Below are 26,421 nucleotides of genomic sequence, written 5' to 3'. Positions count from 1 at the left end.
TTTTGAACACAAGCCACTCCTTTGCAATATACAGTCGGCATATCAGGTTTATTTGACTTTGCTCTTATAAGTTCTGATAAAAGATGTTTATTTTGAATTGAGATATAAAAACGGTAAAATAATCAGCAGCAGTGACATAGGAGGGACTTACATGTCTATATATCATATGAAGGTACGTACAATAACAGGAAAAGAGATGACACTTCAGCCTTTTGCCGGAAAGGTATTGATGATCGTGAATACAGCGAGCAAATGCGGCTTTTCGCCGCAATTGAAACAGCTTCAGGAGTTATATGATACATATCGGCAGGAGGGACTGGAGATCTTAGGGTTCCCCTGCAATCAATTTATGAGCCAGGAGCCTGGTGATGAGGCAGATATACAAGAATTTTGCGAAACAAATTACGGTGTTACGTTTCCTATGTTTTCAAAAGTAGAAGTAAACGGAAAAAACGCCCACCCGCTGTTTGTGTATTTGACAGAGCATGCGAAAGGGATGCTGGGAACTAAGGCAATCAAGTGGAATTTCACGAAGTTTATAGTGGACAGAAACGGAGAAATCATTGGCCGCTATTCTCCGAATACAAATCCGAAAGAGCTGGAAGACGTTATCGTGAAGCTGTTAGGGCAATAAAGAGGGTGTTTTTGTGAAGGAATTGAAGCGGATAGAGCAAATCAGGGCATGGGTCCAGTCTGTGCTGACCGGCGAAAGCTCTGGACACGATTGGCATCATGTATCAAGAGTTGCAGATCTTGCTTTGTATATTGGAGAAAAGGAAAATGCGGATTTGTTCATAGTTGAAATCACGGCTTTGGTTCATGATTTAATTGATGTCAAGATGCCTGACGCGTTTAGGTTTTCAGTGAGCGAAGTATATGATCAGCTCGTTTTTTTCGGAGTTGGAAAAGAGGATGCTGACATAGTGATTCACATCATCACAAGAATGTCCTTTCGGGATAGGGATAAGCTGGTGATAGAGCCGCACTCAATTGAGGGAAAAGCCGTACAGGATGCTGACAGGCTTGATGCCATCGGTGCTGTAGGGATTGCCAGAGCTTTTATGTTTGCGGGCGCAAAAGGGCACAGCCTTTATGGAAATGATCAAAGCGCCTACGCTCATTTTTTCCATAAGCTGCTCCGGCTGAAAGATATGATGAATACAGACACCGCACGGAAACTGGCAGAAGAAAGACATGATTTTATGCTTCAGTTTGTCCGCCAATTAGAAAAAGACGTACCCGGGATTAATGCCGAAACGTCGTAATAGAAGGCTTGGAACGACTATGATAGAATAAGTCACAGATATGTTATAGGAGGACGATCATGAAGATAAAATCAATTGAACCTACGCCAAGTCCCAATACAATGAAGGTCATCTTAACGGAAGAGCTTCCGGCGGGCAAAAGCAATAACTATAAACCGGATCAAGCAGAAGGCGCACCGCCTGTTATAGCGGAAATCCTTAAAATAGAAGGCGTTAAAGGCGTATATCATGTCGCTGATTTTCTGGCTGTTGAACGGAACGCGAGATACGATTGGAAAGACATTTTACCGCAAGTCCGCTCTGCATTTGGGATGGAAAGTGCTGAAAATACAGAGGGAAATCGCTCTGAACAAGAGTCTTATGGAGAGGTGAAAGTTTTTGTGCAGATGTTCAGCGGCATTCCTATGCAGGTTAAATTAACTGATGGGGAGCGGGAAGAGCGCTTCGGGTTACCGGAACGCTTTCAGCAGGCGATCTTAAAACTCAGATCTGAAGCTTCAAATGTTGTGTTTGAGCGGACCTGGAAAGAACAAGGCGTCAGATTCGGTGATTTTAATGAAATCGGTCATGACGTGACAGAAGAGATTCAGGCCGCTTACAGTGATGAGCGGCTGAAACGGCTGACAGAAGCAGCCGTTCAAGGAAAAGGCGAAGCAAAACAAGCTGTACAGCGCAAAGCGTATAAAGTAACGCTTGACATGCTGGATGATGAGGACTGGAAAAAGCGTTATGCGCATTTGGAGCAGATGGATCCGAAAGAGGAGGATATCCCGGTTTTACAGAAGGCATTGGATGATCCCAAGGTGTCTATCAGAAGACAGGCTGTCGTATATTTAGGAATGATTGAAATATCCGATGTTCTTCCTTTATTATACAAAGCACTTGAGGACAAAGCTGTCTCAGTCAGAAGAACGGCAGGAGACTGCCTGTCAGATATCGGCGACTCTCAAGCCATTCCTGCTATGATCAAGTCGTTAAGCGACTCCAGCAAGCTTGTCCGCTGGCGTGCGGCTATGTTCCTGTACGAAGTCGGCGATGAAAGTGCCATTGAAGCTTTACGCACTGCCGAAAATGATCCCGAATTTGAGGTCAGCCTTCAAGTGAAAATGGCGCTTGAACGTATTGAGCATGGAGAAGAAGCAAAAGGTTCTGTTTGGAAACAAATGACAGAGAGCAGAAAAAAGGGCGAATAAAAGAATGAAAAAGGTGCAGATCCTGCATCTTTTTTTGTGAATTCACTTTTTATAAAAATTATTTCGAATATTGTTGAAAAATATCCGAAAACTATTTATAGTAAGTAACAATATTAATAGTTGGAGGGTTTACATCGACAGAAAGCTATATAAATATAAAAACATGAAGGAAACAATCAAGGCAAGGGCGGCCTGAATGTCATCTGTTTGCAAAAACAGCCCGAAAATAAACTGAAAATTGTTAAAATAAAATCCAGTCTAACAATTAAAAGTATTTAGGAGGATCACCATGGCAGAATTACGCAGTAACATGATCACACAAGGAATCGATAGAGCTCCGCACCGCAGTTTGCTCCGTGCAGCAGGTGTAAAAGAAGAGGATTTTGGCAAACCGTTTATTGCGGTTTGTAATTCATACATTGATATCGTTCCCGGTCATGTTCACTTGCAGGAGTTTGGGAAAATCGTAAAAGAAGCAATCAGAGAAGCTGGGGGCGTACCGTTTGAGTTTAATACAATCGGAGTAGATGACGGCATCGCGATGGGGCATATCGGGATGAGGTATTCGCTGCCGAGCCGTGAAATTATCGCAGACTCTGTGGAAACGGTCGTATCCGCGCACTGGTTTGACGGTATGGTCTGTATTCCGAACTGTGACAAAATCACGCCGGGAATGCTTATGGCGGCAATGCGCATCAACATTCCAACGATTTTTGTCAGCGGCGGGCCGATGGCGGCAGGAAGAACAAGTGACGGAAAAAAAATCTCTCTTTCCTCAGTTTTCGAAGGAGTAGGCGCTTTCCAAGCCGGAAAAATCAACGAAAACGAACTTCAAGAATTAGAACAGTTCGGATGCCCGACGTGTGGATCTTGCTCAGGCATGTTTACGGCGAATTCAATGAACTGCCTGTCCGAAGCACTCGGCCTTGCTTTGCCGGGTAACGGAACCATTCTTGCGACATCACCGGAACGCAAAGAGTTTGTCAGAAAATCAGCTGCTCAATTAATGGAAACGATTCGCAAAGATATCAAACCGCGTGATATCGTGACAGAAAAAGCGATTGATAACGCGTTTGCGCTCGATATGGCGCTCGGCGGTTCAACAAACACCGTTCTCCATACACTTGCCATCGCAAACGAAGCCGGCGTGGAATACTCTTTAGAACGCATTAACGAAGTTGCCGAGCGTGTACCGCACTTGTCCAAACTGGCGCCAGCATCAGATGTGTATATTGAAGATCTTCATGAAGCCGGCGGTGTGTCTGCGGCGTTGAATGAGCTTTCCAAGAAAGAAGGGGCGCTTCATTTAGACGCGCTGACTGTTACAGGGAAAACACTCGGAGAAACCATTGCCGGACATGAAGTAAAGGATTATGACGTCATCCATCCCCTGGATCAACCATTCACTGAAAAGGGCGGCCTCGCTGTTTTATTCGGTAATCTGGCTCCGGACGGCGCGATCATTAAAACAGGCGGCGTACAGAACGGCATTACGAGACACGAAGGGCCGGCTGTCGTCTTTGAGTCTCAGGATGAGGCGCTTAACGGCATTATCAATCGTAAAGTAAAAGAAGGCGACGTGGTCATTATCAGATACGAAGGGCCAAAAGGCGGACCTGGTATGCCGGAAATGCTTGCCCCTACATCTCAGATCGTTGGAATGGGACTCGGACCAAAAGTGGCATTAATTACGGACGGACGTTTTTCCGGAGCCTCCCGAGGCCTCTCGATCGGCCACGTATCACCAGAGGCGGCAGAGGGAGGACCGCTTGCCTTTGTTGAAAACGGAGACCATATCATTGTTGATATTGAAAAACGCATCTTGGATGTACAAGTGCCAGAGGAAGAGTGGGAAAAACGGAAAGCAAATTGGAAAGGTTTTGAACCAAAGGTGAAAACCGGCTACTTGGCCCGTTATTCCAAACTTGTGACAAGCGCCAACACCGGCGGTATCATGAAAATCTAGACAGCGGGGAACGCTTTCTCCTATTTTAAGGCGTGAATATTTGAAATCCGGCCCTCTCTATAGTATCCTTTACTTCAGATGAAGGATAATAGAGGGGGCTTTTTTTATGTCAATGGCTTACGAAGAATACATGCGCCAGCTTGTTGTACCGATGCGCCGCGAGCTGACTGGAGCAGGTTTTGAAGAATTAACAACAGCGGAAGAAGTAGAAAACTTTATGGAAAAGGCAGAGGGCACAACTCTTGTTGTCGTTAACTCTGTCTGCGGCTGCGCGGCAGGCCTTGCGCGTCCTGCGGCAACACAGGCAGTCCTCCAGCATGACAAAACACCTGACAATACAGTGACTGTATTTGCGGGCCAAGATAAAGAAGCTACTGTAAAAATGCGTGAGTATTTTACTGGACAGGAGCCTTCTTCACCGTCAATGGCTCTTTTGAAAGGCAAGGAAGTCGTCCATTTTATTCCGCGTCATGAAATCGAAGGTCATGATATGGAAGAGATCATGAAAAATTTGACCGCTGCCTTTGATGCACACTGCTAAATGCCCGTTTTCCGGGCATTTTCTTTTTGGGAGTACTGAAGATGATAACAACAAGCTATAGACCGTCTGAACACACCGTGAAAACCGCAAAACTGCTTTCTAAAGAGCTTGATATGCCATATTGCGGCCGAAATAAACAAACGGTTGAAAACCTGCTGAAGTCAGCTGAACGTGATTTGCTTGTGGTCGGCAAAGAACGGTTTGAACTTTATACGAAACAAGGGGCTAAATTCTTTTTTCATCCGAATACAGCGATGTTCAGAGCTAAACGCTTCCTACGGGACGAGCGGGAACCGATGCTTCGGGCAGCTGGTTTATCGGAAGGAGATACGTTTTTAGATTGCACACTCGGGCTGGGTTCGGATGCCATTATCGCAAGTATGGCAGTAGGCGAAACGGGTTCTGTGATTGGAATTGAAAAAAACCATCTCGTGTCCGTTTTGGTGAGGACGGGGCTGCAATCATGGCAAACGGGCATAGAAGAGCTTCAAGCTGCAATGAGCAGAATCCAAGTAAAGAATGGGGATTGCTATGAATACATCAAGCAGCTTCCTGACAACTCTTTTGATGTGATATATTTCGATCCAATGTTTCATGAGCCTGTAGAGACGTCTGACGGCATCGCGCCTTTACGGAACTTTGCGGAGGATTCAGCTTTGAATGAAGGGTGTATCAAAGAAGCGGTGCGCGCTGCCAGAAAAAGCGTTGTACTGAAAGACCACTGGAAAAGCCCGCGATTTGAACAGTTTGGTTTTAACGTCACCAAAAGAAAAACAGCGCTGTTCCATTATGGTGTCATTCAAGCCGCAAGTAAAACAAGCCCGTGACGAATCACGGGCTTTCTGTTAATCGGTGACTTCCATGACGACAAAGTATAACAATGTTAAGAGTGAAACTGTGGCAAACAGAGCGTCAATCATGTGGAAAGCCTCCTTTCACAGAATATTGTAAGCGTTTTATACACAAACCGCAAAGTTACGAATCTCCTAATTTGCATATCAGTTTCATATCGTACATGACTTGCATGTTTCGGATGTGCTAAAATAAGAGAAACATAACAAAAAAATAGAGAGGAATAAGCAATCATGAAAATGTGGATGAGAAAGACCCTTGTGGTTTTATTTACCATCGTAACGTTCGGGCTCGTATCTCCTCCGGCTGCTCTTATGGCGGACAAGCCCTCCGGACAGCCGAGCAGTCTTGAGCAGAATGATTACACCGCTTTTTATGATGGGCATGACCTGTACGATGATGAGTCGGAAGACAGGCGAAATCCTGAACTGCTTTTTCAAACGTACAAGGAACAGCTCCTTGACAGCGCTGAGGATCAGTCCTTTGTGAAATTCGGCAGCAAAATCGCTCCGGTCATTGAGGATGACTATCGGAAAGAGATCATGCCGAAAATCGAAAATGTGATTAGTGATTATTTGGCGACATTGCAAGAGGATGAGGCGTATCAAGATGTTGTGATCTCAAGCATGCCTTCAGCGGGCAAAACGGAAAAAATTTTCAACGTTTACAATCGGACGACTGGAAAAGATCTCATCAGATTTCATGTGCGCAGAGACCACCCGCCTCATGACGGCTACTGGTTTAATTTTCATTATCATACAGCAGAAGATGGATTTCAATCACATCATGAGCTTGGAAGCATATACTGGGACCGCAACACGCCTCCCAACTGGATGAGTGCGTAAAGGAGATGCCATTAGACATGAAAAAGTACACAATGAATGAAATGGTCGATATAACAAAAGATATGCTGAACAAACGGGGCGTTATGATCGAAGATATTGCGCGGATTGTTCAAAAACTTCAGGAAAAATACAATCCAAATTTGCCACTCAGTGTATGTATGGAGAATGTAGAAAAAGTGCTGAACAAACGTGAAATTATTCATGCTGTTTTAACAGGCCTTGCGCTTGATCAGCTCGCTGAGCAGAAACTTCTTCCGGAACCGCTGCAGCACCTTGTTGAAACGGATGAACCGCTTTACGGCATAGATGAAATTATCCCTCTTTCAATCGTTAATGTATACGGGTCGATCGGCCTGACCAACTTCGGTTATTTGGATAAAGAGAAGATTGGAATCATTAAAGAACTTGATGAAAGCCCGGACGGTATTCATACCTTTTTGGATGATATCGTGGCAGCACTTGCAGCAGCCGCTGCGAGCAGAATTGCCCATACGCATCAGGATCTGCAAGATGAAGAAAAAGAACAGGATGAAAAGCCTGTCGTCAGATGACTGATAAAAAAATCATTTCTGGGTTCAGAAATGATTTTTTATTGTGTTACACTACTAGAAGACTACTTTTAAAGGATGGAAAAGATGAAACAGTACAAGGATTTATGCAGACATGTGTTAGAGCATGGCGAAAAAAAGGGAGACCGGACAGGGACCGGTACAGTCAGCACCTTCGGATATCAAATGAGATTTAATTTACAGGAAGGTTTTCCGATGCTGACAACAAAAAAACTCCACTTTAAATCGATTGCGCATGAGTTGCTTTGGTTTTTAAAAGGGGATACCAATGTACGCTATTTGCAGGAAAACGGAGTGCGGATCTGGAATGAGTGGGCTGATGAAAACGGTGAACTCGGACCTGTATACGGTTCCCAATGGCGTTCTTGGCGGGGAGCTGACGGAGAAACCGTTGATCAAATTTCCCGCCTTATTGAAGATATTAAGACAAATCCGAACTCCAGACGCTTAATCGTCAGCGCCTGGAATGTCGGTGAAATTGATAAAATGGCATTGCCGCCGTGCCATTGTCTGTTCCAATTCTACGTGTCTGACGGCAAGCTGTCCTGCCAGCTGTATCAGCGCTCTGCTGATGTTTTTCTTGGTGTGCCGTTTAATATTGGTTCTTATGCCCTGTTAACTATGATGATTGCTCATGTGACTGGGCTTGAACCGGGAGAGTTTATTCATACATTTGGCGATGTCCATATTTATCAGAACCATATTGAACAGGTCAATTTGCAGCTGACGAGGGATGTTCGCCCGCTTCCGAAGCTTCGTTTCGCCAGAGAGGTTGATTCTATTTTCAACTTTGCGTTTGAGGACTTTATCATCGAGGATTATGATCCGCATCCTCATATTAAAGGAGCGGTCAGCGTATGATTTCGTTCATTTTTGCGATGGATGCCAACAGGCTGATCGGCAAAGACAATGATTTGCCGTGGCATTTGCCCAATGACCTTGCATACTTTAAAAAAGTAACCTCTGGCCATTCCATCATTATGGGCCGGAAAACATTTGAATCGATTGGACGTCCGCTTCCAAACCGGAAAAATATTGTCGTCACATCAGCGACGGCTTCAGAATTTCCGGGATGTACGGTTGTCAGTTCGTTAAAGGATGTGCTGGACATTTGTTCAGGCTCTGAGGAATGCTTTGTGATCGGAGGAGCTCAGCTCTATACAGCGCTGTTTCCTTATGCGGACAGACTGTATATGACGAAAATTCATCATAAGTTTGAGGGTGACCGCCACTTCCCCGAATTTGATGAAACCAATTGGAAGCTGGTTTCTTCTGAGCGGGGGATCAAGGACGAAAAAAACCCGTACGATTACGAATTTCTGATGTATGAAAAAAAGAATTCTTCTGAAGCGGGAGGATTTTAATTGGTTCGCTACAGCTTGCTAGTGATTTATATCGTGTATATGCTGTTAAAAAATATGAAACAATTATTTAATCAAAGGATGCTTGACCCCCGTCTGTCATACAAAAAACAGATGACTCTTGTCTACGAGCAGCCAAAGGCGTTTTTGGAAGGCTGTGTCGGCATCACCGGTTCAATTGTGACGATCCATCAGCCTGAGCCAATACCGCACGGTCCTGTTTTGTATGTGCATCCCCGTTTGCGTTTGGCTGAACTGGCCTTAATTGCTGGGTATATTGAGGAACCGGCCGGCTTTATTGCCAATCCAAAAGGATTTCGCTTTCCTTTAATAGGTCAATGGCTAGATCGGATGGATGTGATTTCAGACGGCGACTCAGAAAAGGTATATGAAGATGTAACGAAACAGTTGGAAAAAGGACAAAGCCTGATTCTTTCATTAGATGGTTCTATAGATCCTGTTGAACTTGCGGCCTGCTATCATCTTCCATTGGTGATGGTGGAAACGAAAGGAACAGATGACCTGCAAAAGGGATCGTTTTTTAAACGCTTAAAACCAGCAGACATTGAATTGTCATTTTCAAAAGCTTATATACCAGCAAATGAAAAACAATTACGTGCATAAAAAAGCGCAGTCCCAAAGACTGCGCTTTTCTGTTACGAAATAAACGGCACCTTCACACAATAAAACAGCACACAGAAAAACATCGCAGCGCTTCCGCCTAATACAAAGCTATGCCATATGGCGTGATGGAAGGGGATCTTTTTCCAAATATAAAAGATGGTTCCGACCGAGTATAAAATGCCGCCGAGAAAAAGGAGGCTGAATCCCGCTCCGCTCAGCGAAGCGTATAAAGGTTTAACCGCTATAACCATCAGCCATCCCATAATCAAATACACGAAGGTTGACAATAGGATAAAGCGTTTCACGAAGAAAATTTTAAAAACGATTCCGCCTAATGCAAGAGACCATACGATAACCAGCAGGGTGAAGCCAAGTGTGCCTTTCAGCGGCCCCAGCAAAAAAGGCGTATAGGTTCCGGCGATCAGTACATAAATGGCGCTATGATCAATAATCTCCAAAATATCCTTCGTCTTTTTATGTGTGATGCTGTGAAGCAGTGTGGAGCTTAAATATAACAGCAGCATAGAGACACCGAATATTGTAAAGCTGACAATGTCCCATGCGGACCCGTAATTAGCCGCAAATAGGATCAGAAATACTAATGCTGGTATGGATAAGAGTACACCGATGCCGTGTGTTATCGCATTGGCGATCTCTTCTTTGATTGTAAACAAGTGCATTCTCCTTTCGATCGCTAGATCATTTGATTTTTCAGCGTTTCCAGAAAGCTCAAACCCTCTAAAGTAATTTTAGTGCCGGCGCGTCCGCGGCTTTTTGTGACATAATCTTTTTTCTCCAAATAATCGAGACGGCTTCTGACCTGCTGCGGGGTTAACGAGGTTTGGGTGTTTTTACTGTGTTCCGAAATGATCCGTCTGCTGGCCGGTTCTCCTTTTTCGTTTAACGCTTTTATTGTTTCCAAAATAAACAAAAACTCAGCTTTTTCCATTAAAGTCAGCAGCTTTGCTTTTTTCTTCAATGCTTTTCCGTCTATTGGGCCCCTAATGTATGGCGGCACATCATATGGATGAATCGTTCCTCCGCTTGACACTGCGGCCATATAATCTGCGGCGTTTTTTAATTCCCTGACATTGCCTTCGAATGTGTGCTGCTCAAGCATCGAAAAGACTGAGGGATCAATGAACAATTGCTGGCCGGAGTTTGAGAGAAAATACTGTGTCAAAAGTGGTATATCGCTCTTTCGTTCAGACAATTCGGGCAGTGTGAGTGTTAAAATATTCAGTCTGTAAAATAAGTCTTGCCTGAATGTATGTTCCGCGCATTCGCCTGCAGAAGCACAGATGATTCGCGGTTTTTCCGTGTCTGAATCAAGCGCTTTTAGCAGCTGAGCTTGTACAGAAGCAGGCATGCGCCAAACTTCATCAAGAAAAAGGGTCCCTTGTGCCGTTTTTTTAAACGCACCTGTGTTACCGTCATGGCCAAAAAGCTCAAGCATAAGGCTTTCTTCTGAATGGATGCTGCAATTGACGCTAATAAAAGGTTCGCTGTTTCTCGAGGATTCCTGGTGTATCGCTTGTGCAAAATGATCTTTTCCTGCTCCGATTTTTCCTGTTATTAGGACAGGAAGCTCCGATAATGAGAACTGCTTGGCGATTCGTTTCGCGTCCAGGAATGTTTGATGTTCTCCGATCAGGTTATGAAACGTGTTGAGTATTGGTGCGCTATTCATCAATTGGCTCCTTTTGGTTCTAATTGGTTTTATTATATCATGCCTTTTACCTCAAAACACCTTTTATTTATGAGCATCTTTTTTCTTAGGTCTGCTGAATGCTGGTGACGCAGGTGTTATCAGGGCATATTATGAACGCGGTCTGTATTTTTTAAATATTTAATAAAAATAATTGTCTTATTTTTTGAATATTCGTGTTATAATGGCATATTAAATAGGGATTTAAAACAAGAAAGGAATCTGTACATGAAACCGTTGCTTAAAGAAAATTCTCTCATCCAAGTGAAAGACATTTTGAAGGCTCATCAAAACGTAAAGGACGTTGTGATTCACACACCTTTGCAAAGGAATGACAGACTTTCTGAGAGATATGAATGCAATATCTATTTGAAACGTGAAGACTTGCAAGTTGTTAGATCTTTTAAGCTCAGAGGGGCTTATCATAAAATGAAACAGCTTTCCAGCGAGCAGACTGAGAACGGAATTGTATGTGCCAGTGCCGGAAACCACGCTCAAGGTGTGGCGTTCTCATGTAAACATCTTGGCATTCACGGGAAAATTTTTATGCCGTCTACAACACCGAGACAAAAAGTCTCTCAAGTTGAACTGTTCGGAAAAGGGTTTATCGATATTATTTTGACAGGTGATACGTTTGACGATGCGTATAAAAGCGCCGTTGAATGCTGTGAGGCGGAATCACGAACGTTTATTCATCCGTTTGATGATCCGGATGTGATGGCTGGGCAGGGAACGCTGGCGGTCGAAATTTTAAACGATATTGATACAGAACCGCATTTTCTTTTTGCAAGTGTCGGAGGAGGCGGCCTTCTCTCAGGGGTAGGCACTTATTTAAAAAATGTATCTCCTGAAACAAAGGTCATTGCTGTTGAGCCGGAAGGGGCGGCATCCTATTTTGAATCAAACAAAGCCGGGCATGTCGTCACACTGGATAAAATTGATAAATTTGTAGATGGAGCGGCTGTTAAAAAAATTGGGGAGGAAACGTTCCAGACACTGCAATCAGTCGTGGATGACATTCTCCTTGTTCCTGAAGGGAAAGTATGTACAGCCATTCTTGAATTATATAACGAATGTGCGATTGTTGCTGAACCGGCTGGTGCTCTATCTGTCGCAGCGCTTGATTTGTACAAGAATGAAATAAAAGGAAAAAATGTGGTTTGCGTAGTCAGCGGAGGCAATAATGATATCGGAAGGATGCAGGAAATGAAGGAGCGATCCTTGATTTTTGAAGGACTTCAGCATTATTTTATCGTCAATTTTCCGCAAAGAGCGGGGGCGCTCCGCGAATTTCTTGACGAAGTCCTCGGGCCGAATGATGACATTACAAGGTTTGAGTATACGAAGAAAAATAATAAAAGCAACGGACCTGCTCTTGTCGGCATCGAGCTGCAGGACAAGGCTGACTATGGGCCGCTGATTGAACGAATGGACAAAAAAGCGTTTCATTATGTAGAAGTGAATAAGGATGAGGACTTGTTCCATTTGCTGATTTAATTTTTTCGCACAACCGCGTAAAATGACAGACAGTCCGGCTGACATTGTATATAATAGAAGAAAAACAAAAAAAGAGGATTGATAGCTTGTTACTCAAAAGCCTAGAGTTCAAACGCAGTGACGGGATTCAGGTGAAAGTGACAGAAATACCTGTATTAAAGGAAGATGAGCACTATTTCTTTATGTTACATCACCATTTGCAGTTCTACTTAAAAGAAGTGTTTTCATCAAACAGCAGGGCAAAAGTGTATTCTTTCCGACATTATATGAAGCGCCGGATGAAATGGGCAGATTATCAGGCTGTTTTTCATCAAGAGGTGTTAAAGTACAACGCGTAATATGCCGTTTTTACCTGTGTGTCTCCCTTTGTAACCGTTGGTTGGGAGGCATGCAGGATTTTTTTTGCCGGTACCGAATATAAATATAAAATAGAGGATATAGCAGGCAAGGACGGTTTTAGAATGCGCTTTTACCGGCTGGAAAGGGTGAATGTCATGAAGGTGATCAAGGGTTTAGCGGCAGGGCTGTTTTTTCTGCTTTTGTGTGCCTGCGGAGGACAACAAATTAAAGATCCGCTCAATTATGAGGTGGAGCCTTTTACATTTCAAAACCAAGACGGCAAAAATGTTTCATTAAAGAGTTTAAAAGGAGAAGTATGGCTGGCGGATTTTATTTTTACGAATTGCGAGACTGTATGTCCGCCGATGACTGCTCATATGACCGATTTGCAAAAAAAACTAAAAGCCGAGAATATAGATGTCCGGATCGTCTCCTTTAGTGTTGACCCAGAAAACGATAAGCCAAAACAGCTGAAGAAATTTGCGGCGAATTATCCGCTATCTTTTGATAACTGGGATTTCCTCACGGGATACAGCCAGCGTGACATTGAGGCGTTCGCGCTTAAGAGCTTCAAAGCGATTGTGAAGAAACCGGAGGGAAAAGACCAAGTCATTCATCAATCTTCATTTTATTTGGTGGGTCCGGACGGTAAGGTGCTGAAAGATTACAATGGAGTGGAAAATACACCGTACGATGATATTATCGCTGATGTGAAATCAGCCAGTACACTCAAGTAAACTAGGAGACTAGGCATTTGCAAATCTTCTAAAACATGATACACTTTCCACTAGTAGAATGGGAAGGAGCAACAAGATTGAAGCTGCGCATTTTTTCACTCATGGCCAGTTTGATTTTGCTTCTTGCTGCTTGTACGAGCATACGTACAGCATCTGAGGGGAAACAAAAAGATCATGAACCGAAAACGAAAGAGCACATTGTCATTGCGGCTGTCGGAGATTCGCTGACAGAAGGTGTCGGAGATCCCGCCGGTAAGGGATATGTCGGCATGGTTGCGGATTCTATCCGGTCAGATAAAAAAGTCAAAACGGTAGACGTAAAAAATTATGCCGTGAAAGGGAACCGTTCTGATGATTTATTAGAGAAATTAAAAGATAAAAAGGTTCAAAAAGGCATAAAGGACGCTGATTATGTCTTTTTTACAATTGGCGGAAACGATTTGATGAAAGTCCTTCGCCAAAACTTTCTGCAATTAACAATGGAACCATTTCAGGAAGCGGAAAAACCGTATGAAAAGCGTTTTAAAAAAATCATTTCTGAAATTAGGGAACTGAATGATCACGCTGAGCTGATTTATGTCAGCATGTATAATCCGTTTACATTTACGTTATCTGAATTAAATGAAATAAACGGTGTTGTTACTGATTGGAACCAAGTAGCTGAAAAAGAGCTGAAAAAAGATAAGTTTGCGAAAATCATTTATATTGAAGATTTATTCAATCAAAAAAGCGACAGCAGCAGAATTTCTGAGGATGATGATTTTCATCCTAATGGTACGGGTTATTCCCTTATCGCGAAGCGCGTCTATCAAGCCATTGAAAAAGAAGGATTACCGAAAGAGTAGGGTGACATCATGAATAAGTGGAAACGACTGTTTTTTATATTGCTTGCCATCAATCTGATTCTCGCCGCTGGGTTTGTGACACTAGTCATGCTGCCGGGAAAACAAGCTCAGGTAAAGGATTCATCTGAGAGCGAGTATGGATTTCAAGTGACAAGCACAAAAGAATCATTAGCTGCGTTTGTCAACTCATATTTAAAAGACAAAGCATCCAACCAGCTTGATTATAAAGTAGAGATCGATGATGATGTTCATGTCGCGGGGAAAATCAAGGCATTTTCCACGTCCATTGATGCGCTTGTCGCTTTTGAGCCGACTGTGAAAAAAAATGGCGATGTGGAGCTGAATGTTACGAAATTTTCGTTAGGGAAATTGAGTATCCCGATTAGCTTTGTGTTAAATTATATGGACAGCTTTTACGAATTGCCGTCATTTGTCCACGTTCATCCCGGCGACAAAAGCATTGAAGTGCGTCTGTCAGAAATGCCTTTAACGAATGGAATGTATGTCAAAGCGGATAAAATAAATTTAGAAAAAGATGAAATTGAGTTTTCCTATTACCATCCTAAACAATAGAGGTGACTGAAAATGAAACGGATTTACCAGTATTTCAGTTTATTATCCTTTACATTTTCCCTGTATTTCGGCTGGCTTGCTTATCATCATCTGGCCGCTGAAGATATGGACCAAATGTATTTGAACATTTCCTATTGTGCCTTGTTCTTAAGTGTGATGGTGCTAACATTCGGTATGAGAGACCGAAAAAAAACCGATAAGTCATGAAAAAAGAGACATGAAACAACGTCTCTTTTTTCGTGTGATCCGGTGAAAATTTAAGACCACAAGGAGAAAAAATGAAAGCATACGATTTTACACAGGGGAACGTGCTGAAACAGCTTGTGCTGTTTTCAATGCCGATTATGCTCGGAAACGCATTGCAGGTTTCCTTTCAATTTATAGACAGTTTGTGGATCGGCAATTTACTGGGGGCGAAGGCCCTTGGGGCAGCCGCGGTATCAAGCACGATTGTTTTAACCGTGCTGTCTTTTATTTTGGGCCTTAACAATGCGACATTAACTATTTTGTCACAGCAAAAGGGTAAAGATGATGAAAAAGGAATGGCGTCGTATATAAACGCTTTTGTCGTTTTATTAACAGGCCTAAGTGTCGGATTCGGCGCGGCCGGTTTTTTTCTGTCAGAGCTTTTGCTTCGTCTTTTGAAAACGCCGGAGTCGATGATACCGCTTGCCGAGACCTATTTGCAAATTCAATTTATTGGCATTTTATTTTTGTTTGGTTATAACTTTATCAGTACGGTGCTTCGGGCGCTCGGTGACAGCAAGACACCTCTCCGGTTTATTGCGTTTGCAGTTGTGCTGAATACAGTGTTGGCGCCGTTCTTTATTTCTGTGCTGCACATGGGAATAGCGGGAGCAGCTTATTCGACAATTTTGTCACAGGGCATTGCGTTTCTGTACGGGTTGTTTTATGTCATCAGACACAAGCTTGTACCGTTCTCTATTCCGCGAGTTCCCAAGTGGGAAGAGTCCGCGCTGGTTTTGAAACTTGGGATTCCTGCCGGTCTGCAGATGATGGTGATTACAGGCGGAATGATGGCGATTATGAGTGTTGTCAACTCCTACGGGGAGCATGTGGTGTCAGGCTTCGGCGCGGTGCAGCGGCTCGACAGCATCATCACGCTTCCCGCTATGGCTGCCGGTACGGCGGTCAACAGTATGGCAGGGCAAAATATCGGAATCGGAAACGATAAAAGAGTGGGAACAATTGCGAGGCTAGGTGTTATAGTTGTAATTTCTTGCATGCTGATGATTGCCGTTATCATTTGGGTATTTGGCAAATACCTTATGAGACTATTTATCAGCGAGCCTGATGCGGTTGCGTTTGGTGAACAATATTTGCGTTGGATCGCGTTTTTCTACCCTTTTATCGGGATTAATTTCGTGCTGAACGGAATCGTCAGGGCTGCGGGAGCGATGCTGCAGGTGCTGGTTTTAAATTTGATATCGTTTTGGGTTTTGAGATATCCTTTCACGGCTCTATTTTCAGCATGGTTTGGCCAGAAAGGAATCGGGCTCGGAATCGGAATGAGTTTTTTATTAAGCAGCTGTGCGGCGTTTTTGTATTACAGATACGGAAGATGGAAAACAATGAAACTGTTCGCTGAAAAATAAATGAAGGGCTGCAAAAAGCACATACCCATGTATAGCGGTATGTGCTTTTTTTCATCGTTTTTTATCAAGTTTGCTGAAAAGCTCGATTAATGAGGCCAGTTCGGCATCAGTGTAGCAGTCAAAGCGTTTAAAGAAATATTCCGTTTTTTTCTCGTTGAAATGCTGAAGGACTTTTTCGCCCGCTTCGGTGATATGAATGCGGATGATACGCCTGTCTTCCTTCGATCTGATTCTTGTAATCCATTCCTTTTCCACCAGCGCATCAGTCACAGCTGTAATGTGGCTTGCTGATACCTCTAAAATAGGCGCAAATTCGGTGACTTTTTTAGGCCCTTGTTCACTGAGGATCCGCAGAATGGTAAATTCATTCCGTGACAGCTCTTTATCAAGAATTTCATTGATTTCGTTGCGTATTTGTTTAAAGACTTTACGGAGTAAATTCTCCATATCGTACATCATCTGTGTTCTTACTTTCAAATTTGTGAACCTCCATTACATAAGCATATTGCTTAAAACCTATAGTTTTTATGAAAAGCAGAATCATTTTCATTCTATTATTACATGCTATAATATAATAATACCACGTATGAACAAAGGAGGCACCAGTATGTCTGAAAAAAAAGAAATCGCCACATTTGCAGGAGGCTGTTTTTGGTGTATGGTCAAACCTTTTGACGAACAGCCGGGAATTGAAAAAGTGGTGTCCGGGTATACAGGCGGCCATACTGAAAACCCTACGTATGAAGAGGTGTGCAGTGAAACGACAGGACATCGTGAAGCCGTTCAAATCACGTTTCATCCTGATGTGTATCCTTATGAAAAGCTGCTTGAATTGTTTTGGCAGCAAATCGACCCGACAGATGCCGGCGGCCAGTTTGCGGATCGCGGCAGCTCCTACCGTGCAGCCATTTTTTATCATAATGATAAACAAAAGGAGCTTGCGGAAGCTTCCAAGCAGCGTCTGGCGGAAAGCGGCATCTTTAAAGATCCGATTGTAACGGACATATTAAAAGCTGAGCCTTTCTATGAAGCGGAGGGCTACCATCAGCATTTTTATAAAAAGAATCCAGGACATTACCAGCGCTACCAGGCGGGGTCTGGACGAGCCGGATTTATCAGCGAGCATTGGGGGGCGAAATAATGGGGCACAATAAAGAAGAAAAAATCAAGTCACTAAACCGCATGCAATATGAAGTGACGCAAAATAACGGCACGGAGCCGCCTTTTCAAAATGAATATTGGGATCATCAGGAAGAAGGGCTGTATGTAGACATTGTGTCAGGCAAGCCATTGTTTACATCCAAGGATAAATTTGATTCCCACTGCGGCTGGCCAAGCTTTACAAAGCCGATTGAAGAAGAAGAAGTAGAAGAAAAACTAGACACGAGCCACGGCATGATTCGAACAGAAGTGAGAAGCCGTACTGCCGATTCTCATCTTGGTCATGTATTTAATGACGGACCGGGTCCAAGCGGGCTTCGATACTGCATAAACTCAGCGGCAATGCGGTTTGTGCCGAAGGATAAGCTGAAAGAAGAAGGATACGAAAGCTATCTGCATCTTTTTGATAAATAAACACAAAAAACAGGCCTGCCTAATGGATAGACAGGCTTGTTTTTATGCCTTTTTTTCTTGGTGCAATTTCTCAATAATCTGGGCAATTCTGTCTTTTGTGATGAGTGGAGCTTGATCTGATTGATATCCAGGCAGATGGACTTTGCGAAAATCAGGATGTTTTTCAGGTTCTGGAAGAATCGCATAAAGATTGCCCCATTCATACAGAGAATCAATTTCATGAGGGGATGTTAATTCTTCGTGAAGCTTTTCACCTGAACGCTTGCCGACTTCTACCGCAGACGGCTGCGGGAGCCCGTGCTGCGATGCATATTCTTCAAACCCATGGATCAGTTCTTCAAGTTTCAGTGATTCCATTTTAAAAATAAAAGTTTCTCCGCCTTTTGTAATAGCAGCTGATTGCAATGTCAGTGTAGCTGCATCGTCTATTGACATGAAAAACCTGGTCATATTTTTGTCAGTGATGGTTAGCGGTTCACCCTCCATCATCTGTTCAAATAAAATTGGAATGACCGAACCCCTTGAGCCGAGAACATTTCCGAAGCGGACTGAACAAAACACGGTTCCTCTGTTTTGAACGTGGCGGTTTGCTTGATGAAACAGCTTTTCAGATAACAGCTTGGTGGCACCCATTGTGTTCACAGGAGATACAGCTTTATCGGTACTGATATTAATGACATGCTGGACCCGGTGTAATAGGGCGGCCTCCACCACATTCTGTCCCCCGATGAGATTGGTCTGGATCGCTTCAAATGGATGGTCTTCACATGTCGGAACCTGTTTCAGCGCAGCTGCGTGGAAGACGATATCCACGCCTTTCATCACCTGATTCACCCTTCTGTGATCGCGCACATCTCCGAGCACAAATGAAAGCCGCTTATCCCCCGCATACTTTTGACTCATGACATACTGTTTACTGTCGTCTTTGCTGAATACAATCACCTGTTTCGGTGTTAGCAGCAAAAGGCGTTTGACAATTTGACTCCCGATTGAACCTGTTCCGCCAGTGACTAAAACTGTTTTGTTATGGAAAAACGGTTCTAGTTCTGCTGTTTGCTGTTTAGGCATGGCTTATCCTCCAACTCTCGTTTCTCTACCATGCATCATATGTTCAACTTTGTAATCGAGTTAATGAAAGCAACCAATAAAACAAAATTTAGGGGAATGATCATGTCACAAAGTGTTCTTTTTTAATAGAAAATGGAAAGATAGACGTAACAGACAAAATATAAAACTATATAAACAATGTACTAAATATTCACTTTGGTTTTATTTCGCACCTCAAAAGTAAATTTGAGGAGCCATTTCACGTACTTCTTAGGGGGAAAGTGATTTATGAGTCAGAAATACTATAAAAAAAGGTTCATTTTCCTCTCTATTAAACGACTGTATATATTTTACAATAAGGATTGATAGTGATTAAAAGGAGGGGACCAAATTGAAGGTTTCAAAAACAATGCTGCTAAGCACTGCTGCGGGTTTATTGCTTAGCCTGACAACTAACTCGGTGTCGGCTCATCACGTGAAAGCGGAACATCATTTTAAAGTGACGGCGCAAACGGAGACAGATCCTGTCGCTACTGGCGAGGACGCAGCAGATGACCCGGCCATTTGGGTTCATGAAAAGCATCCGGAAAAAAGCAAGTTGATCACGACAAATAAGAAGTCAGGACTAGTCGTGTATGATTTAAACGGCAAACAGCTCAAATCTTACGAGTTTGGCAAGCTCAATAATGTCGATCTGCGTTATCAATTTCCATTGAACGGAGAAAAAATTGATATTGCTGCCGCCTCAAACCGGTCTAAAGGAAAAAATACAATCGAAGTATATGAAATTGACGGGGATAAAGGAAAGTTGAAAAGCATTACAGACCCAAACCATCCGATTTCAACTGATATTTCTGAGGTATACGGCTTCAGCCTGTATCACAGCCAGAAAACAGGAGCATTTTACGCATTAGTGACAGGCAAACAAGGAGAATTTGAGCAGTATGAAATTGTTGACAATGGAAAGGGTTATGTAACAGGGAAAAAAGTGCGTGAATTTAAATTGAATTCTCAGACTGAAGGCCTTGTTGCGGATGATGAGTACGGGAACCTGTATATAGCAGAGGAAAACGAAGCCATCTGGAAATTTAATGCTGAGCCAGACGGAGGATCAAAGGGGCAGGTTGTCGACCGTGCGACAGGAGAACGTTTGACAGCTGATATTGAAGGACTGACGATCTATTATGCGCCAGACGGCAAAGGATATCTCATGGCCTCAAGTCAAGGGAATAACAGCTATGCAATGTATGAACGGCAGGGAAGCAATCGCTATGTAGCCAACTTTGACATTGCAGATGGCGAAAAGATAGACGGTACTAGTGATACGGACGGTATTGATGTTCTCGGTTTCGGACTTGGCCCAAAATATCCGTACGGGATTTTTGTCGCTCAGGACGGTGAAAATATTGACAATGGACAAGCCGTCAATCAAAATTTCAAAATGGTGTCGTGGAAACAGATAGCAAAGCATCTAGGCGAAAAGCCTGACCTTCATAAACAGGTGAATCCGAGGAAGATGAGGGACCGTTCTGACGGCTAAAAAAAGCAGCTCATTCAGCTGCTTTTTTCTGTGAATGAAAAAATCGTTCATAACAATGAACGATTTTTCAAGTAAGCGCCAGATGAATCGCCTTTAGTTTTGCAGGAAGCTCATCAAACGTAAGGGCGGGTACGGTCTCTTTGTAATTGGATGCTGCAGCTTTTTGCCGTTCCTCAGGATGGTTGATATAGAAAGCGGCTTTTTCCTTAAAGTCGTTGGTGCTGTGATAAGAAATAAAGGATGAAAAAGGATGTGCCGCGGGTAAATCTGTTAATTGAAATGCTTCGCATGCAGCGATATCAAACGTCCGGTTATTAAAACTGGCGTTTTTGATGCGGATATTATTTTTATTGAAAGCAAAATGATAGGGGCGATGCGCATTGATCACGATATCTGCCCCGTTATAATAATGAACGGCCTGTTCGGGTGGAACCCATGTGCTGACGATATCAATATGCGGCTGTTTGAGCACTTTTTTAGGCAGGTATTTTCTCCATTCCTTTCCGATTACCCGAACGGTGAAAGGCAGATGTACCGCTTCTTTCATAAGCTGAACCCGATTAGGATAAGGATAGCCGATGATAAGCAGATTTGAATGAAAAGAATGTTCTGTGTCCATTTTTTTAAACAGCCGATGATTAACTGGAATCGGAACATAGTAGACGTTCTGGCAGCCGAGCTCCCGATAATAAAGAGCGGCATTTTGTTCAATCGTTAATATGGCGTCAGCGTGCTTTATCACCCGAAGGCTGATATCAATATAAAATGGGTCTTCGGTCAGCCAAACAAACACAGGAATACCCTTATCCTTTAACCAGGTCAGCCAGTCGTGAGGAACACGGTCTCCGACCATCATGAGTGCGAAGTCCGGCTGGAACTTTTCAGCCTTTATTAGAGATTCTGCTTCCAGTGTATCTGCAGACATGTACTCTGTATGAGTATTCAGAAAACATTCTTCAGCCCAACGGTCAAAATATCTGTATATTCCTCCGTATCCCGACTGGATATACAAAACTTTCATCAGATCTTATGAAAAGAACGTAACACTTTCTACTTTGTCTACATCAATTAATGTTGTAGCTTGGCCTTCCGGGGTAACGGAGCTTTCCTGTGTTACAAATACGATACCGTGAATTTGGTCGAAAGCAACGAAGACAACCGGACCGATCATATCACCCGAATCAGTCACAATGCTGATCGTAGTGCCTGGCGTAATTCTGGCAAAAATCCATCTTGCCGGAAGGGAAGTAGATTCAGCCGTAATCATTTCACTTTGATCTACTTTTTGATCGATCGCAGCTTCAAGCAATTCTTTAAGATTATTATCCACGTTTACTCCTCCTTCTGTTGAGAATAAAGGGCTTAAAAGGCTCTTAATCAAATCCTTTTTTAATTGGGCATTTTCAGAGCTCATCACATACACCTCCTATTCAATAGTGAACTCACGTTAATCATATTCTTATGGCTGCCATTTGGTATGAGTCGAACGCCGTACCTGACCTATTTTTCATATATTTAAGCAAAATGCTGATTTTTTAAAAGAGTGGATATAGCCTATACCATAAATCGAAGTCAGTTCATATTGTGAAACAGAGAGTATAAAGGTCAGCGATTGTTTAGATTGAGAGAAACACGCGAATCAAGATGAACTGCATTTTATTTCGCTTTTGCTGATTTTGCTCATTCGTCAATCGGCTACTGAAGCAAATCCATCTGATCTCAGTACGCCAGCTCGTATTTGTAAAAGAGCTTGGCGTACCGGTATCAACATTTCATCTGTTGAATGGAGATACGCTTCAAAACGTCATCGTAAAAGAGGTTCTGACTGATTTGGTTATTTTCAAAACCCGTTAAATCATACGAGATCTCATGTCGCGCTCTCAAGTATTGTAAGCTGGGATGCTTTTTAAATGATGACAGAGGCTCTGCTTGTGCGGAGCCGTTTTTATGTTTGCAACAGGGGGCTGTATAGATGGGAGAGAAAGTGTCCATTATTTTAACGAGTTATAACAAACCTGCTTATCTGCAAAAAGCGATCGAAAGCGTCATAAAGCAAACGTATGATCTCTGGGAGCTTTTTATCATGGATGATCATTCTAATGAAGAAATAACTGCGGTGGTTCACAAGTACCTTCGTGACCCTCGCATTCGTTATGAAAACAGTTTCGTAGATCCCGCAGCTCGATTTAAAACAACCCGTTATGCCACATTAATTAACACCGCGCTCCCATTTACCAGCGGCGATTACATTTCCTATCTCACTGATGACACTGTGTATCATCCTGAGCGGCTGAGCCGTATGGTGCAGATGTTTTCACATAATCCTGAGGCGCAGGCTGTTTATTCAAAACAAAAAGTTGTACAAGTAAACGAAAGGGGAGAGGAAATCTCCCATTTCTATAGAAATGCCAATGAAGTGCTTCATCAGGCCGCTTTTCAAGTCGATCATTGCTCAGTTATGCATCGCCGTTCATTACTTGATCGTATTCACCATATATATGGAAGCTATTGGGACGATGATATGAAGCATTGGAATCATGGCGACTCAATTTTTTGGGACAGAATCAACAACTTTGCTCCATTTCTGCCGATAAATGAAGTATTAGATACAACCTATAAAACCCCCGATTCATTTCAAAATGCGTATCGGTTTCTGCCCGCCGATTTGATTGACGGATCTTTTGTAAAGGGTTCAGGTCAAAACGTATATTTTATTGATCAGGGTGTGAGGCATCCTGTCGGGGAAAGGTGGGATTCGTTGTATCTAAATCGGACTGTGGCCGTTCCAGACCCGTATTTATTCCAATATAAAATTGGAAACATTTTAAAGATTCCGAATTATATTTTAGTAAAGGAAGCTGGTCATCCTGCAATATTCTATATCGAAGCCGGAAAAAAAAGACGCATTTTGGGTCAGTATGCTTTTCAGTTTTATCAATTTAAAAGAAAAGAAATATTGACCATTGAAAAAGAAGAACTGGAGGCGCTGCCGGAAGGGCTGCCAATTACGCGGGAACGATCTGGTTTGATCGAAAATCCGCCTGGCCGAAGGCTTTATTTCATAGAACGCGAGCCGTTTTTGTTTCTTAACGGCGTTTTTCATCCGATTCGTGAACAAGTAGTAAGGAAATTCTTTTTACATCATAAGCCAATCTCCGCTTCTTTCCGAAATATTCAGCAATTTCCAATTGGAAAGCCGTTTTATCCAGTGTACGATGAGATTATAAAGAATTTGAATATTGCAATTGAGTAAAAGCATAGGTCATAAAAAGGAGACGTTCATGACAGGACATTATTCAAAAACGGAACAGCAATATATATTGTTAACGTCTGAATCGGCATCGTTTGATCATTACAGCGTATATAAAGATCCGAAGCTTCCGCAAATTTTTTCTCATAACTTTGTTCAGCTTCATGATACGTTTCCGTTAGAGCGGCGGTTACTGGACTTTTTGCCATCCGTACCAAAGCTGCTTAATGCGAATTATCTCCATTTAAAAGCGTCGCCTCAGCATGTTTTTCCGCTCGGTTTGAAGCAATCGCTTGTCAAAAGCGGGTTTGTTGTCGAGGATGAGCTGTTGTATGACATGAAGCTTAGTGACTGGAAAGGGCAGATGGGACATCCGTTAACGGCATGGGGAACGGCAAAAAGCCTCAGCGATGGATCTTCTATCATGAAAATTTATGATTCCATTTATATTGGGGAAGCGATCGCTGAACAAAAATTAAAAAGAAAATATCCCTTTTATGAAGCGGGGACGATCATCCTTGTTGTTTGTTACAGCGACCGATCACAGAAGATTCCCATTGGATGCGGAGAGCTGTTCATTCATCCGCAAGAAAAAACGGCTAAAATTGAAGAAGTCGCCATTTTGGATCAGTTTCAAAGAAAGGGCTATGGCAGTATCTTAGTGAAAGAAATGCTGTCCATTGCCAAATCACTAGGAATGGAAGCAGCCTATTTAGTGGCTACAAGCACTGACGGTGCAACCCGTTTTTACGAAAAGCTGACGTTTAAAAAATATGAGCGGGTGCATACTGTTTTTCATTATTTCCTTACATGAAATAGGCGTTTGCACAAACCATTTGGGACTTGGCCCGCATAAAATGCCGTATATCGTGATAAGAAAGGATGAAAACAGCATGCATAGATACCCTGGATACGGTTACGGATTTGGCTGCGGGACAAATACGTTTGTATTGATTGTTGTCTTGTTCATTTTATTAATTATTGTCGGAGCCGCTTTTATTTGCTAGAGGGCGAAATTCCAAAAGAGCCTTTCTATATTAAGGAAGGCTCTTTTTTGTGTGAAAAGTTTTTGCGGGGACGTCATGCCGCAATTTGGACACTCATATAATATGTTAAAAGGTTTGTTGAGGTGGGAGCATGAGCAGTTATTTGATTAAGCCGGAGCTTAGTTCGGCCTATCCGGTTGTCAGTTATGCGAAGGGTTTATATGTTTATGATCAGACCGGAAAAAGATATCTTGACGGCTCATCAGGTGCGGTGACATGCAATATCGGCCACGGGGTTCGTGATGTGACTGAGAGACTGAAAGAACAGCTAGATCAAGTGTCTTTTGCTTACCGCTCACAGTTTACAAGCGAGCCTGCCGAGCAATTAGCCGCTCTCTTGGCGCAGGAGCTGCCGGGAGATGTGAATTGGTCTTTTTTTGTCAACAGCGGATCAGAAGCCATAGAAACAGCGATGAAAATCGCCATTCAATATTGGCAGGAAAAAAAGCAAACACAAAAATCCATCTTTTTGTCTCGGTGGAGCAGTTACCACGGAATAACTTTGGGAGCGCTTTCATTGTCTGGTTTTTATGAAAGGAGATACCGGTTCACCCATCTCATTGAACGCTATCCCGCTATTTCAGCTCCTCATGTGTATCGGCGGAATCATGGAACGGATGAAGACTTTGTTCAGACTGCCGCTGATGAACTGGAAACTGCGATTAAAAGAATCGGAAGCCAATTTATCGCCGGCTTTGTGGCTGAGCCTATTATTGGTGCCGCAGGTGCAGCGATCACCCCGCCTCCGGGATATTATGAGAGATTAAGTGAGGTATGCCGCACACACGAAGTGCTCTTTATTGCAGACGAAGTGATGACAGGGCTTGGAAGAACAGGAAGGATGCTCGCGACAGAGCATTGGCGCACCGTTCCTGATATTGCTGTACTGGGGAAGGGGCTAGGTGCGGGGTATGCGCCTATTGCCGCTGCTGTTGTATCTGATTCTATTATTGAAACGATAAAACAAGGTTCAGGTGTGATTATGAGCGGCCACACATACAGTGCACATCCCTATTCAGCCAAAGCCGCTCTGGAAGTTTTGCGGTATGTATTAAAGCGCGGCTTGATCAAGCAATCAGAAAAAAAGGGAGCTGTACTGAAAAAGAAGCTTGTTGAGGCAGCGTCTCAAAGCGGCATCATTGGTGATGTTCGCGGAAAAGGACTGCTATTAGGCGTTGAATTTGTAGCAGACAAGAACACGAAGAACGTTTTTTCGCCAGAGCAGGCGGTTACCCAGCGTATTGTCGGCGAAGCGAAAAAACGCGGACTAATTGTTTATCCTGCCAAAGCGGGAATTGACAGCGGGGAAGGAGATGCTGTCATTATTGCTCCGCCTTTTACCATGTCAGACGGCGAGGCTGAAGAGCTCATATCAATTTTTTCAGAAACAGTTGCAGCGGTCGAAAAAAAACTGAAAAGGGATTGAAATTAA

The 26,421-nt window shown here is 43.1% G+C and carries 31 protein-coding genes and 1 pseudogene; 26 read left to right on the top strand and 6 right to left on the bottom strand.

The annotated features are described in order from the left end of the window. The first annotated feature begins 151 nt into the window (after window positions 1-151). The 11 genes from V6D44_RS11385 (at window position 152) to V6D44_RS11335 (ending at window position 9,216) form a co-directional block, all read left to right on the top strand. Window positions 152-634: a glutathione peroxidase gene (locus V6D44_RS11385; protein ID WP_148961536.1), complete on the top strand. Its 483-nt coding sequence runs from the start codon at window positions 152-154 to the stop codon at window positions 632-634. Window positions 635-647: 13 nt separating this feature from the next. Then, window positions 648-1,265, top strand: a complete 618-nt coding sequence (locus tag V6D44_RS11380; RefSeq protein ID WP_253268392.1) for an HD domain-containing protein — start codon at window positions 648-650, stop codon at window positions 1,263-1,265. Window positions 1,266-1,324: 59 nt separating this feature from the next. After that, complete coding sequence (locus tag V6D44_RS11375; RefSeq protein WP_253268391.1) at window positions 1,325-2,458, top strand: conserved virulence factor C family protein; 1,134 nt, start codon at window positions 1,325-1,327, stop codon at window positions 2,456-2,458. A 289-nt stretch (window positions 2,459-2,747) separates the two neighbouring features. Further along, window positions 2,748-4,424 (top strand): dihydroxy-acid dehydratase, encoded by a 1,677-nt coding sequence (ilvD, locus tag V6D44_RS11370; protein WP_087990471.1) that lies wholly within the window; start codon window positions 2,748-2,750, stop codon window positions 4,422-4,424. A gap of 106 nt (window positions 4,425-4,530) precedes the next feature. Next, complete coding sequence (gene brxA, locus V6D44_RS11365) at window positions 4,531-4,965, top strand: bacilliredoxin BrxA (protein WP_148961540.1); 435 nt, start codon at window positions 4,531-4,533, stop codon at window positions 4,963-4,965. Between the two features lie 41 nt (window positions 4,966-5,006). Then, window positions 5,007-5,792, top strand: a complete 786-nt coding sequence (locus tag V6D44_RS11360) for a class I SAM-dependent methyltransferase (RefSeq protein ID WP_202327461.1) — start codon at window positions 5,007-5,009, stop codon at window positions 5,790-5,792. Between the two features lie 258 nt (window positions 5,793-6,050). Then, window positions 6,051-6,662 carry a YpjP family protein gene (locus tag V6D44_RS11355; protein WP_087990468.1) on the top strand — a complete coding sequence of 204 codons (612 nt, stop codon included), beginning with the start codon at window positions 6,051-6,053 and terminating at the stop codon, window positions 6,660-6,662. A gap of 17 nt (window positions 6,663-6,679) precedes the next feature. Next, the gene (locus V6D44_RS11350; RefSeq protein ID WP_087990467.1) at window positions 6,680-7,213 is read left to right on the top strand and encodes a phosphatidylglycerophosphatase A family protein; all 534 of its coding nucleotides are present in this window, start codon (window positions 6,680-6,682) and stop codon (window positions 7,211-7,213) included. A gap of 84 nt (window positions 7,214-7,297) precedes the next feature. Next, complete coding sequence (locus V6D44_RS11345) at window positions 7,298-8,092, top strand: thymidylate synthase (RefSeq protein WP_087990466.1); 795 nt, start codon at window positions 7,298-7,300, stop codon at window positions 8,090-8,092. Beyond that, window positions 8,089-8,595 carry a dihydrofolate reductase DfrA gene (gene dfrA / locus V6D44_RS11340; protein WP_087990465.1) on the top strand — a complete coding sequence of 169 codons (507 nt, stop codon included), beginning with the start codon at window positions 8,089-8,091 and terminating at the stop codon, window positions 8,593-8,595. The genes V6D44_RS11345 and dfrA overlap by 4 nt, the downstream gene beginning before the upstream one ends. Beyond that, window positions 8,596-9,216 (top strand): hypothetical protein, encoded by a 621-nt coding sequence (locus V6D44_RS11335; RefSeq protein ID WP_087990464.1) that lies wholly within the window; start codon window positions 8,596-8,598, stop codon window positions 9,214-9,216. Window positions 9,217-9,248: 32 nt separating this feature from the next. Here the strand turns inward: V6D44_RS11335 and trhA are convergent, their stop codons facing one another. Together trhA and V6D44_RS11325 are read right to left on the bottom strand one after the other, a co-directional pair. After that, window positions 9,249-9,890 (bottom strand): PAQR family membrane homeostasis protein TrhA, encoded by a 642-nt coding sequence (gene trhA, locus V6D44_RS11330; protein WP_087990463.1) that lies wholly within the window; start codon window positions 9,888-9,890, stop codon window positions 9,249-9,251. A gap of 20 nt (window positions 9,891-9,910) precedes the next feature. Continuing rightward, window positions 9,911-10,906: a sigma 54-interacting transcriptional regulator gene (locus V6D44_RS11325; RefSeq protein WP_253268390.1), complete on the bottom strand. Its 996-nt coding sequence runs from the start codon at window positions 10,904-10,906 to the stop codon at window positions 9,911-9,913. A gap of 246 nt (window positions 10,907-11,152) precedes the next feature. On the opposite strand from V6D44_RS11325, the gene ilvA reads away from it, so the two are divergent. The 7 genes from ilvA to V6D44_RS11290 all read left to right on the top strand — a co-directional run bounded on the left by ilvA (window position 11,153) and on the right by V6D44_RS11290 (window position 16,531). After that, the gene (gene ilvA / locus V6D44_RS11320; RefSeq protein ID WP_087990461.1) at window positions 11,153-12,421 is read left to right on the top strand and encodes a threonine ammonia-lyase IlvA; all 1,269 of its coding nucleotides are present in this window, start codon (window positions 11,153-11,155) and stop codon (window positions 12,419-12,421) included. A gap of 86 nt (window positions 12,422-12,507) precedes the next feature. Next, on the top strand, window positions 12,508-12,759 hold the full coding sequence (locus V6D44_RS11315; RefSeq protein ID WP_087990460.1) for a DUF2535 family protein: 252 nt from the start codon (window positions 12,508-12,510) through the stop codon (window positions 12,757-12,759). Window positions 12,760-12,915: 156 nt separating this feature from the next. Then, window positions 12,916-13,497 carry a cytochrome c oxidase assembly accessory protein ScuA gene (gene scuA / locus V6D44_RS11310; RefSeq protein WP_087990799.1) on the top strand — a complete coding sequence of 194 codons (582 nt, stop codon included), beginning with the start codon at window positions 12,916-12,918 and terminating at the stop codon, window positions 13,495-13,497. Window positions 13,498-13,574: 77 nt separating this feature from the next. Continuing rightward, the gene (locus V6D44_RS11305) at window positions 13,575-14,342 is read left to right on the top strand and encodes an SGNH/GDSL hydrolase family protein (RefSeq protein ID WP_333516521.1); all 768 of its coding nucleotides are present in this window, start codon (window positions 13,575-13,577) and stop codon (window positions 14,340-14,342) included. Between the two features lie 9 nt (window positions 14,343-14,351). Beyond that, window positions 14,352-14,915 carry a YpmS family protein gene (locus V6D44_RS11300; RefSeq protein WP_087990458.1) on the top strand — a complete coding sequence of 188 codons (564 nt, stop codon included), beginning with the start codon at window positions 14,352-14,354 and terminating at the stop codon, window positions 14,913-14,915. Between the two features lie 12 nt (window positions 14,916-14,927). Next, the gene (gene ypmT / locus V6D44_RS11295; protein ID WP_087990457.1) at window positions 14,928-15,122 is read left to right on the top strand and encodes a protein YpmT; all 195 of its coding nucleotides are present in this window, start codon (window positions 14,928-14,930) and stop codon (window positions 15,120-15,122) included. Between the two features lie 71 nt (window positions 15,123-15,193). Next, window positions 15,194-16,531 carry an MATE family efflux transporter gene (locus V6D44_RS11290; protein WP_087990456.1) on the top strand — a complete coding sequence of 446 codons (1,338 nt, stop codon included), beginning with the start codon at window positions 15,194-15,196 and terminating at the stop codon, window positions 16,529-16,531. Window positions 16,532-16,582: 51 nt separating this feature from the next. Here V6D44_RS11290 and V6D44_RS11285 read toward each other — a convergent pair whose 3' ends face one another. Further along, entirely contained in the window at window positions 16,583-17,008 is a 426-nt protein-coding gene (locus V6D44_RS11285) for a MarR family transcriptional regulator (protein WP_039074221.1), read from the bottom strand. Window positions 17,009-17,138: 130 nt separating this feature from the next. Here V6D44_RS11285 and msrA point away from each other — a divergent pair, with 130 nt between their 5' ends. After that, on the top strand, window positions 17,139-17,672 hold the full coding sequence (gene msrA / locus V6D44_RS11280) for a peptide-methionine (S)-S-oxide reductase MsrA (protein WP_087990455.1): 534 nt from the start codon (window positions 17,139-17,141) through the stop codon (window positions 17,670-17,672). After that, on the top strand, window positions 17,672-18,106 hold the full coding sequence (gene msrB / locus V6D44_RS11275) for a peptide-methionine (R)-S-oxide reductase MsrB (protein ID WP_087990454.1): 435 nt from the start codon (window positions 17,672-17,674) through the stop codon (window positions 18,104-18,106). Before msrA ends, msrB begins: the two co-directional genes overlap by 1 nt. A gap of 42 nt (window positions 18,107-18,148) precedes the next feature. On the opposite strand, the gene V6D44_RS11270 is transcribed toward msrB, so the two are convergent. Beyond that, the gene (locus V6D44_RS11270) at window positions 18,149-19,174 is read right to left on the bottom strand and encodes an SDR family NAD(P)-dependent oxidoreductase (protein WP_202327468.1); all 1,026 of its coding nucleotides are present in this window, start codon (window positions 19,172-19,174) and stop codon (window positions 18,149-18,151) included. Window positions 19,175-19,544: 370 nt separating this feature from the next. On the opposite strand from V6D44_RS11270, the gene V6D44_RS11265 reads away from it, so the two are divergent. Further along, a complete protein-coding gene (locus V6D44_RS11265) occupies window positions 19,545-20,693 on the top strand; it encodes a phytase (protein WP_087990452.1) in 1,149 nt (382 codons plus the stop codon). Between the two features lie 67 nt (window positions 20,694-20,760). On the opposite strand, the gene V6D44_RS11260 is transcribed toward V6D44_RS11265, so the two are convergent. Then, window positions 20,761-21,714, bottom strand: a complete 954-nt coding sequence (locus tag V6D44_RS11260; RefSeq protein WP_087990451.1) for a CgeB family protein — start codon at window positions 21,712-21,714, stop codon at window positions 20,761-20,763. Window positions 21,715-21,720: 6 nt separating this feature from the next. Continuing rightward, the gene (cgeA, locus tag V6D44_RS11255; protein WP_087990450.1) at window positions 21,721-22,107 is read right to left on the bottom strand and encodes a spore crust protein CgeA; all 387 of its coding nucleotides are present in this window, start codon (window positions 22,105-22,107) and stop codon (window positions 21,721-21,723) included. Between the two features lie 235 nt (window positions 22,108-22,342). Between cgeA and cgeC the strand changes: the two are divergent. The 5 genes and pseudogenes from cgeC (at window position 22,343) to V6D44_RS11230 (ending at window position 26,415) form a co-directional block, all read left to right on the top strand. Beyond that, window positions 22,343-22,603, top strand: a pseudogene (gene cgeC / locus V6D44_RS11250) (spore maturation protein CgeC). A gap of 62 nt (window positions 22,604-22,665) precedes the next feature. Continuing rightward, window positions 22,666-23,946, top strand: a complete 1,281-nt coding sequence (locus tag V6D44_RS11245) for a glycosyltransferase family 2 protein (RefSeq protein ID WP_087990449.1) — start codon at window positions 22,666-22,668, stop codon at window positions 23,944-23,946. Between the two features lie 28 nt (window positions 23,947-23,974). Continuing rightward, the gene (gene cgeE, locus V6D44_RS11240) at window positions 23,975-24,757 is read left to right on the top strand and encodes a spore maturation N-acetyltransferase CgeE (protein WP_087990448.1); all 783 of its coding nucleotides are present in this window, start codon (window positions 23,975-23,977) and stop codon (window positions 24,755-24,757) included. Further along, window positions 24,717-24,950: a YjcZ family sporulation protein gene (locus tag V6D44_RS21125; RefSeq protein WP_141113370.1), complete on the top strand. Its 234-nt coding sequence runs from the start codon at window positions 24,717-24,719 to the stop codon at window positions 24,948-24,950. Before cgeE ends, V6D44_RS21125 begins: the two co-directional genes overlap by 41 nt. A gap of 130 nt (window positions 24,951-25,080) precedes the next feature. Then, the gene (locus tag V6D44_RS11230) at window positions 25,081-26,415 is read left to right on the top strand and encodes an aspartate aminotransferase family protein (RefSeq protein WP_333516520.1); all 1,335 of its coding nucleotides are present in this window, start codon (window positions 25,081-25,083) and stop codon (window positions 26,413-26,415) included. Window positions 26,416-26,421 lie beyond the last annotated feature (6 nt).

Source organism: Bacillus sp. 0209A, from assembly GCF_036765095.1.
GTDB lineage: Bacteria > Bacillota > Bacilli > Bacillales > Bacillaceae > Bacillus > Bacillus subtilis_G.
This window is presented reverse-complemented; position numbering and strand designations above follow the sequence as displayed.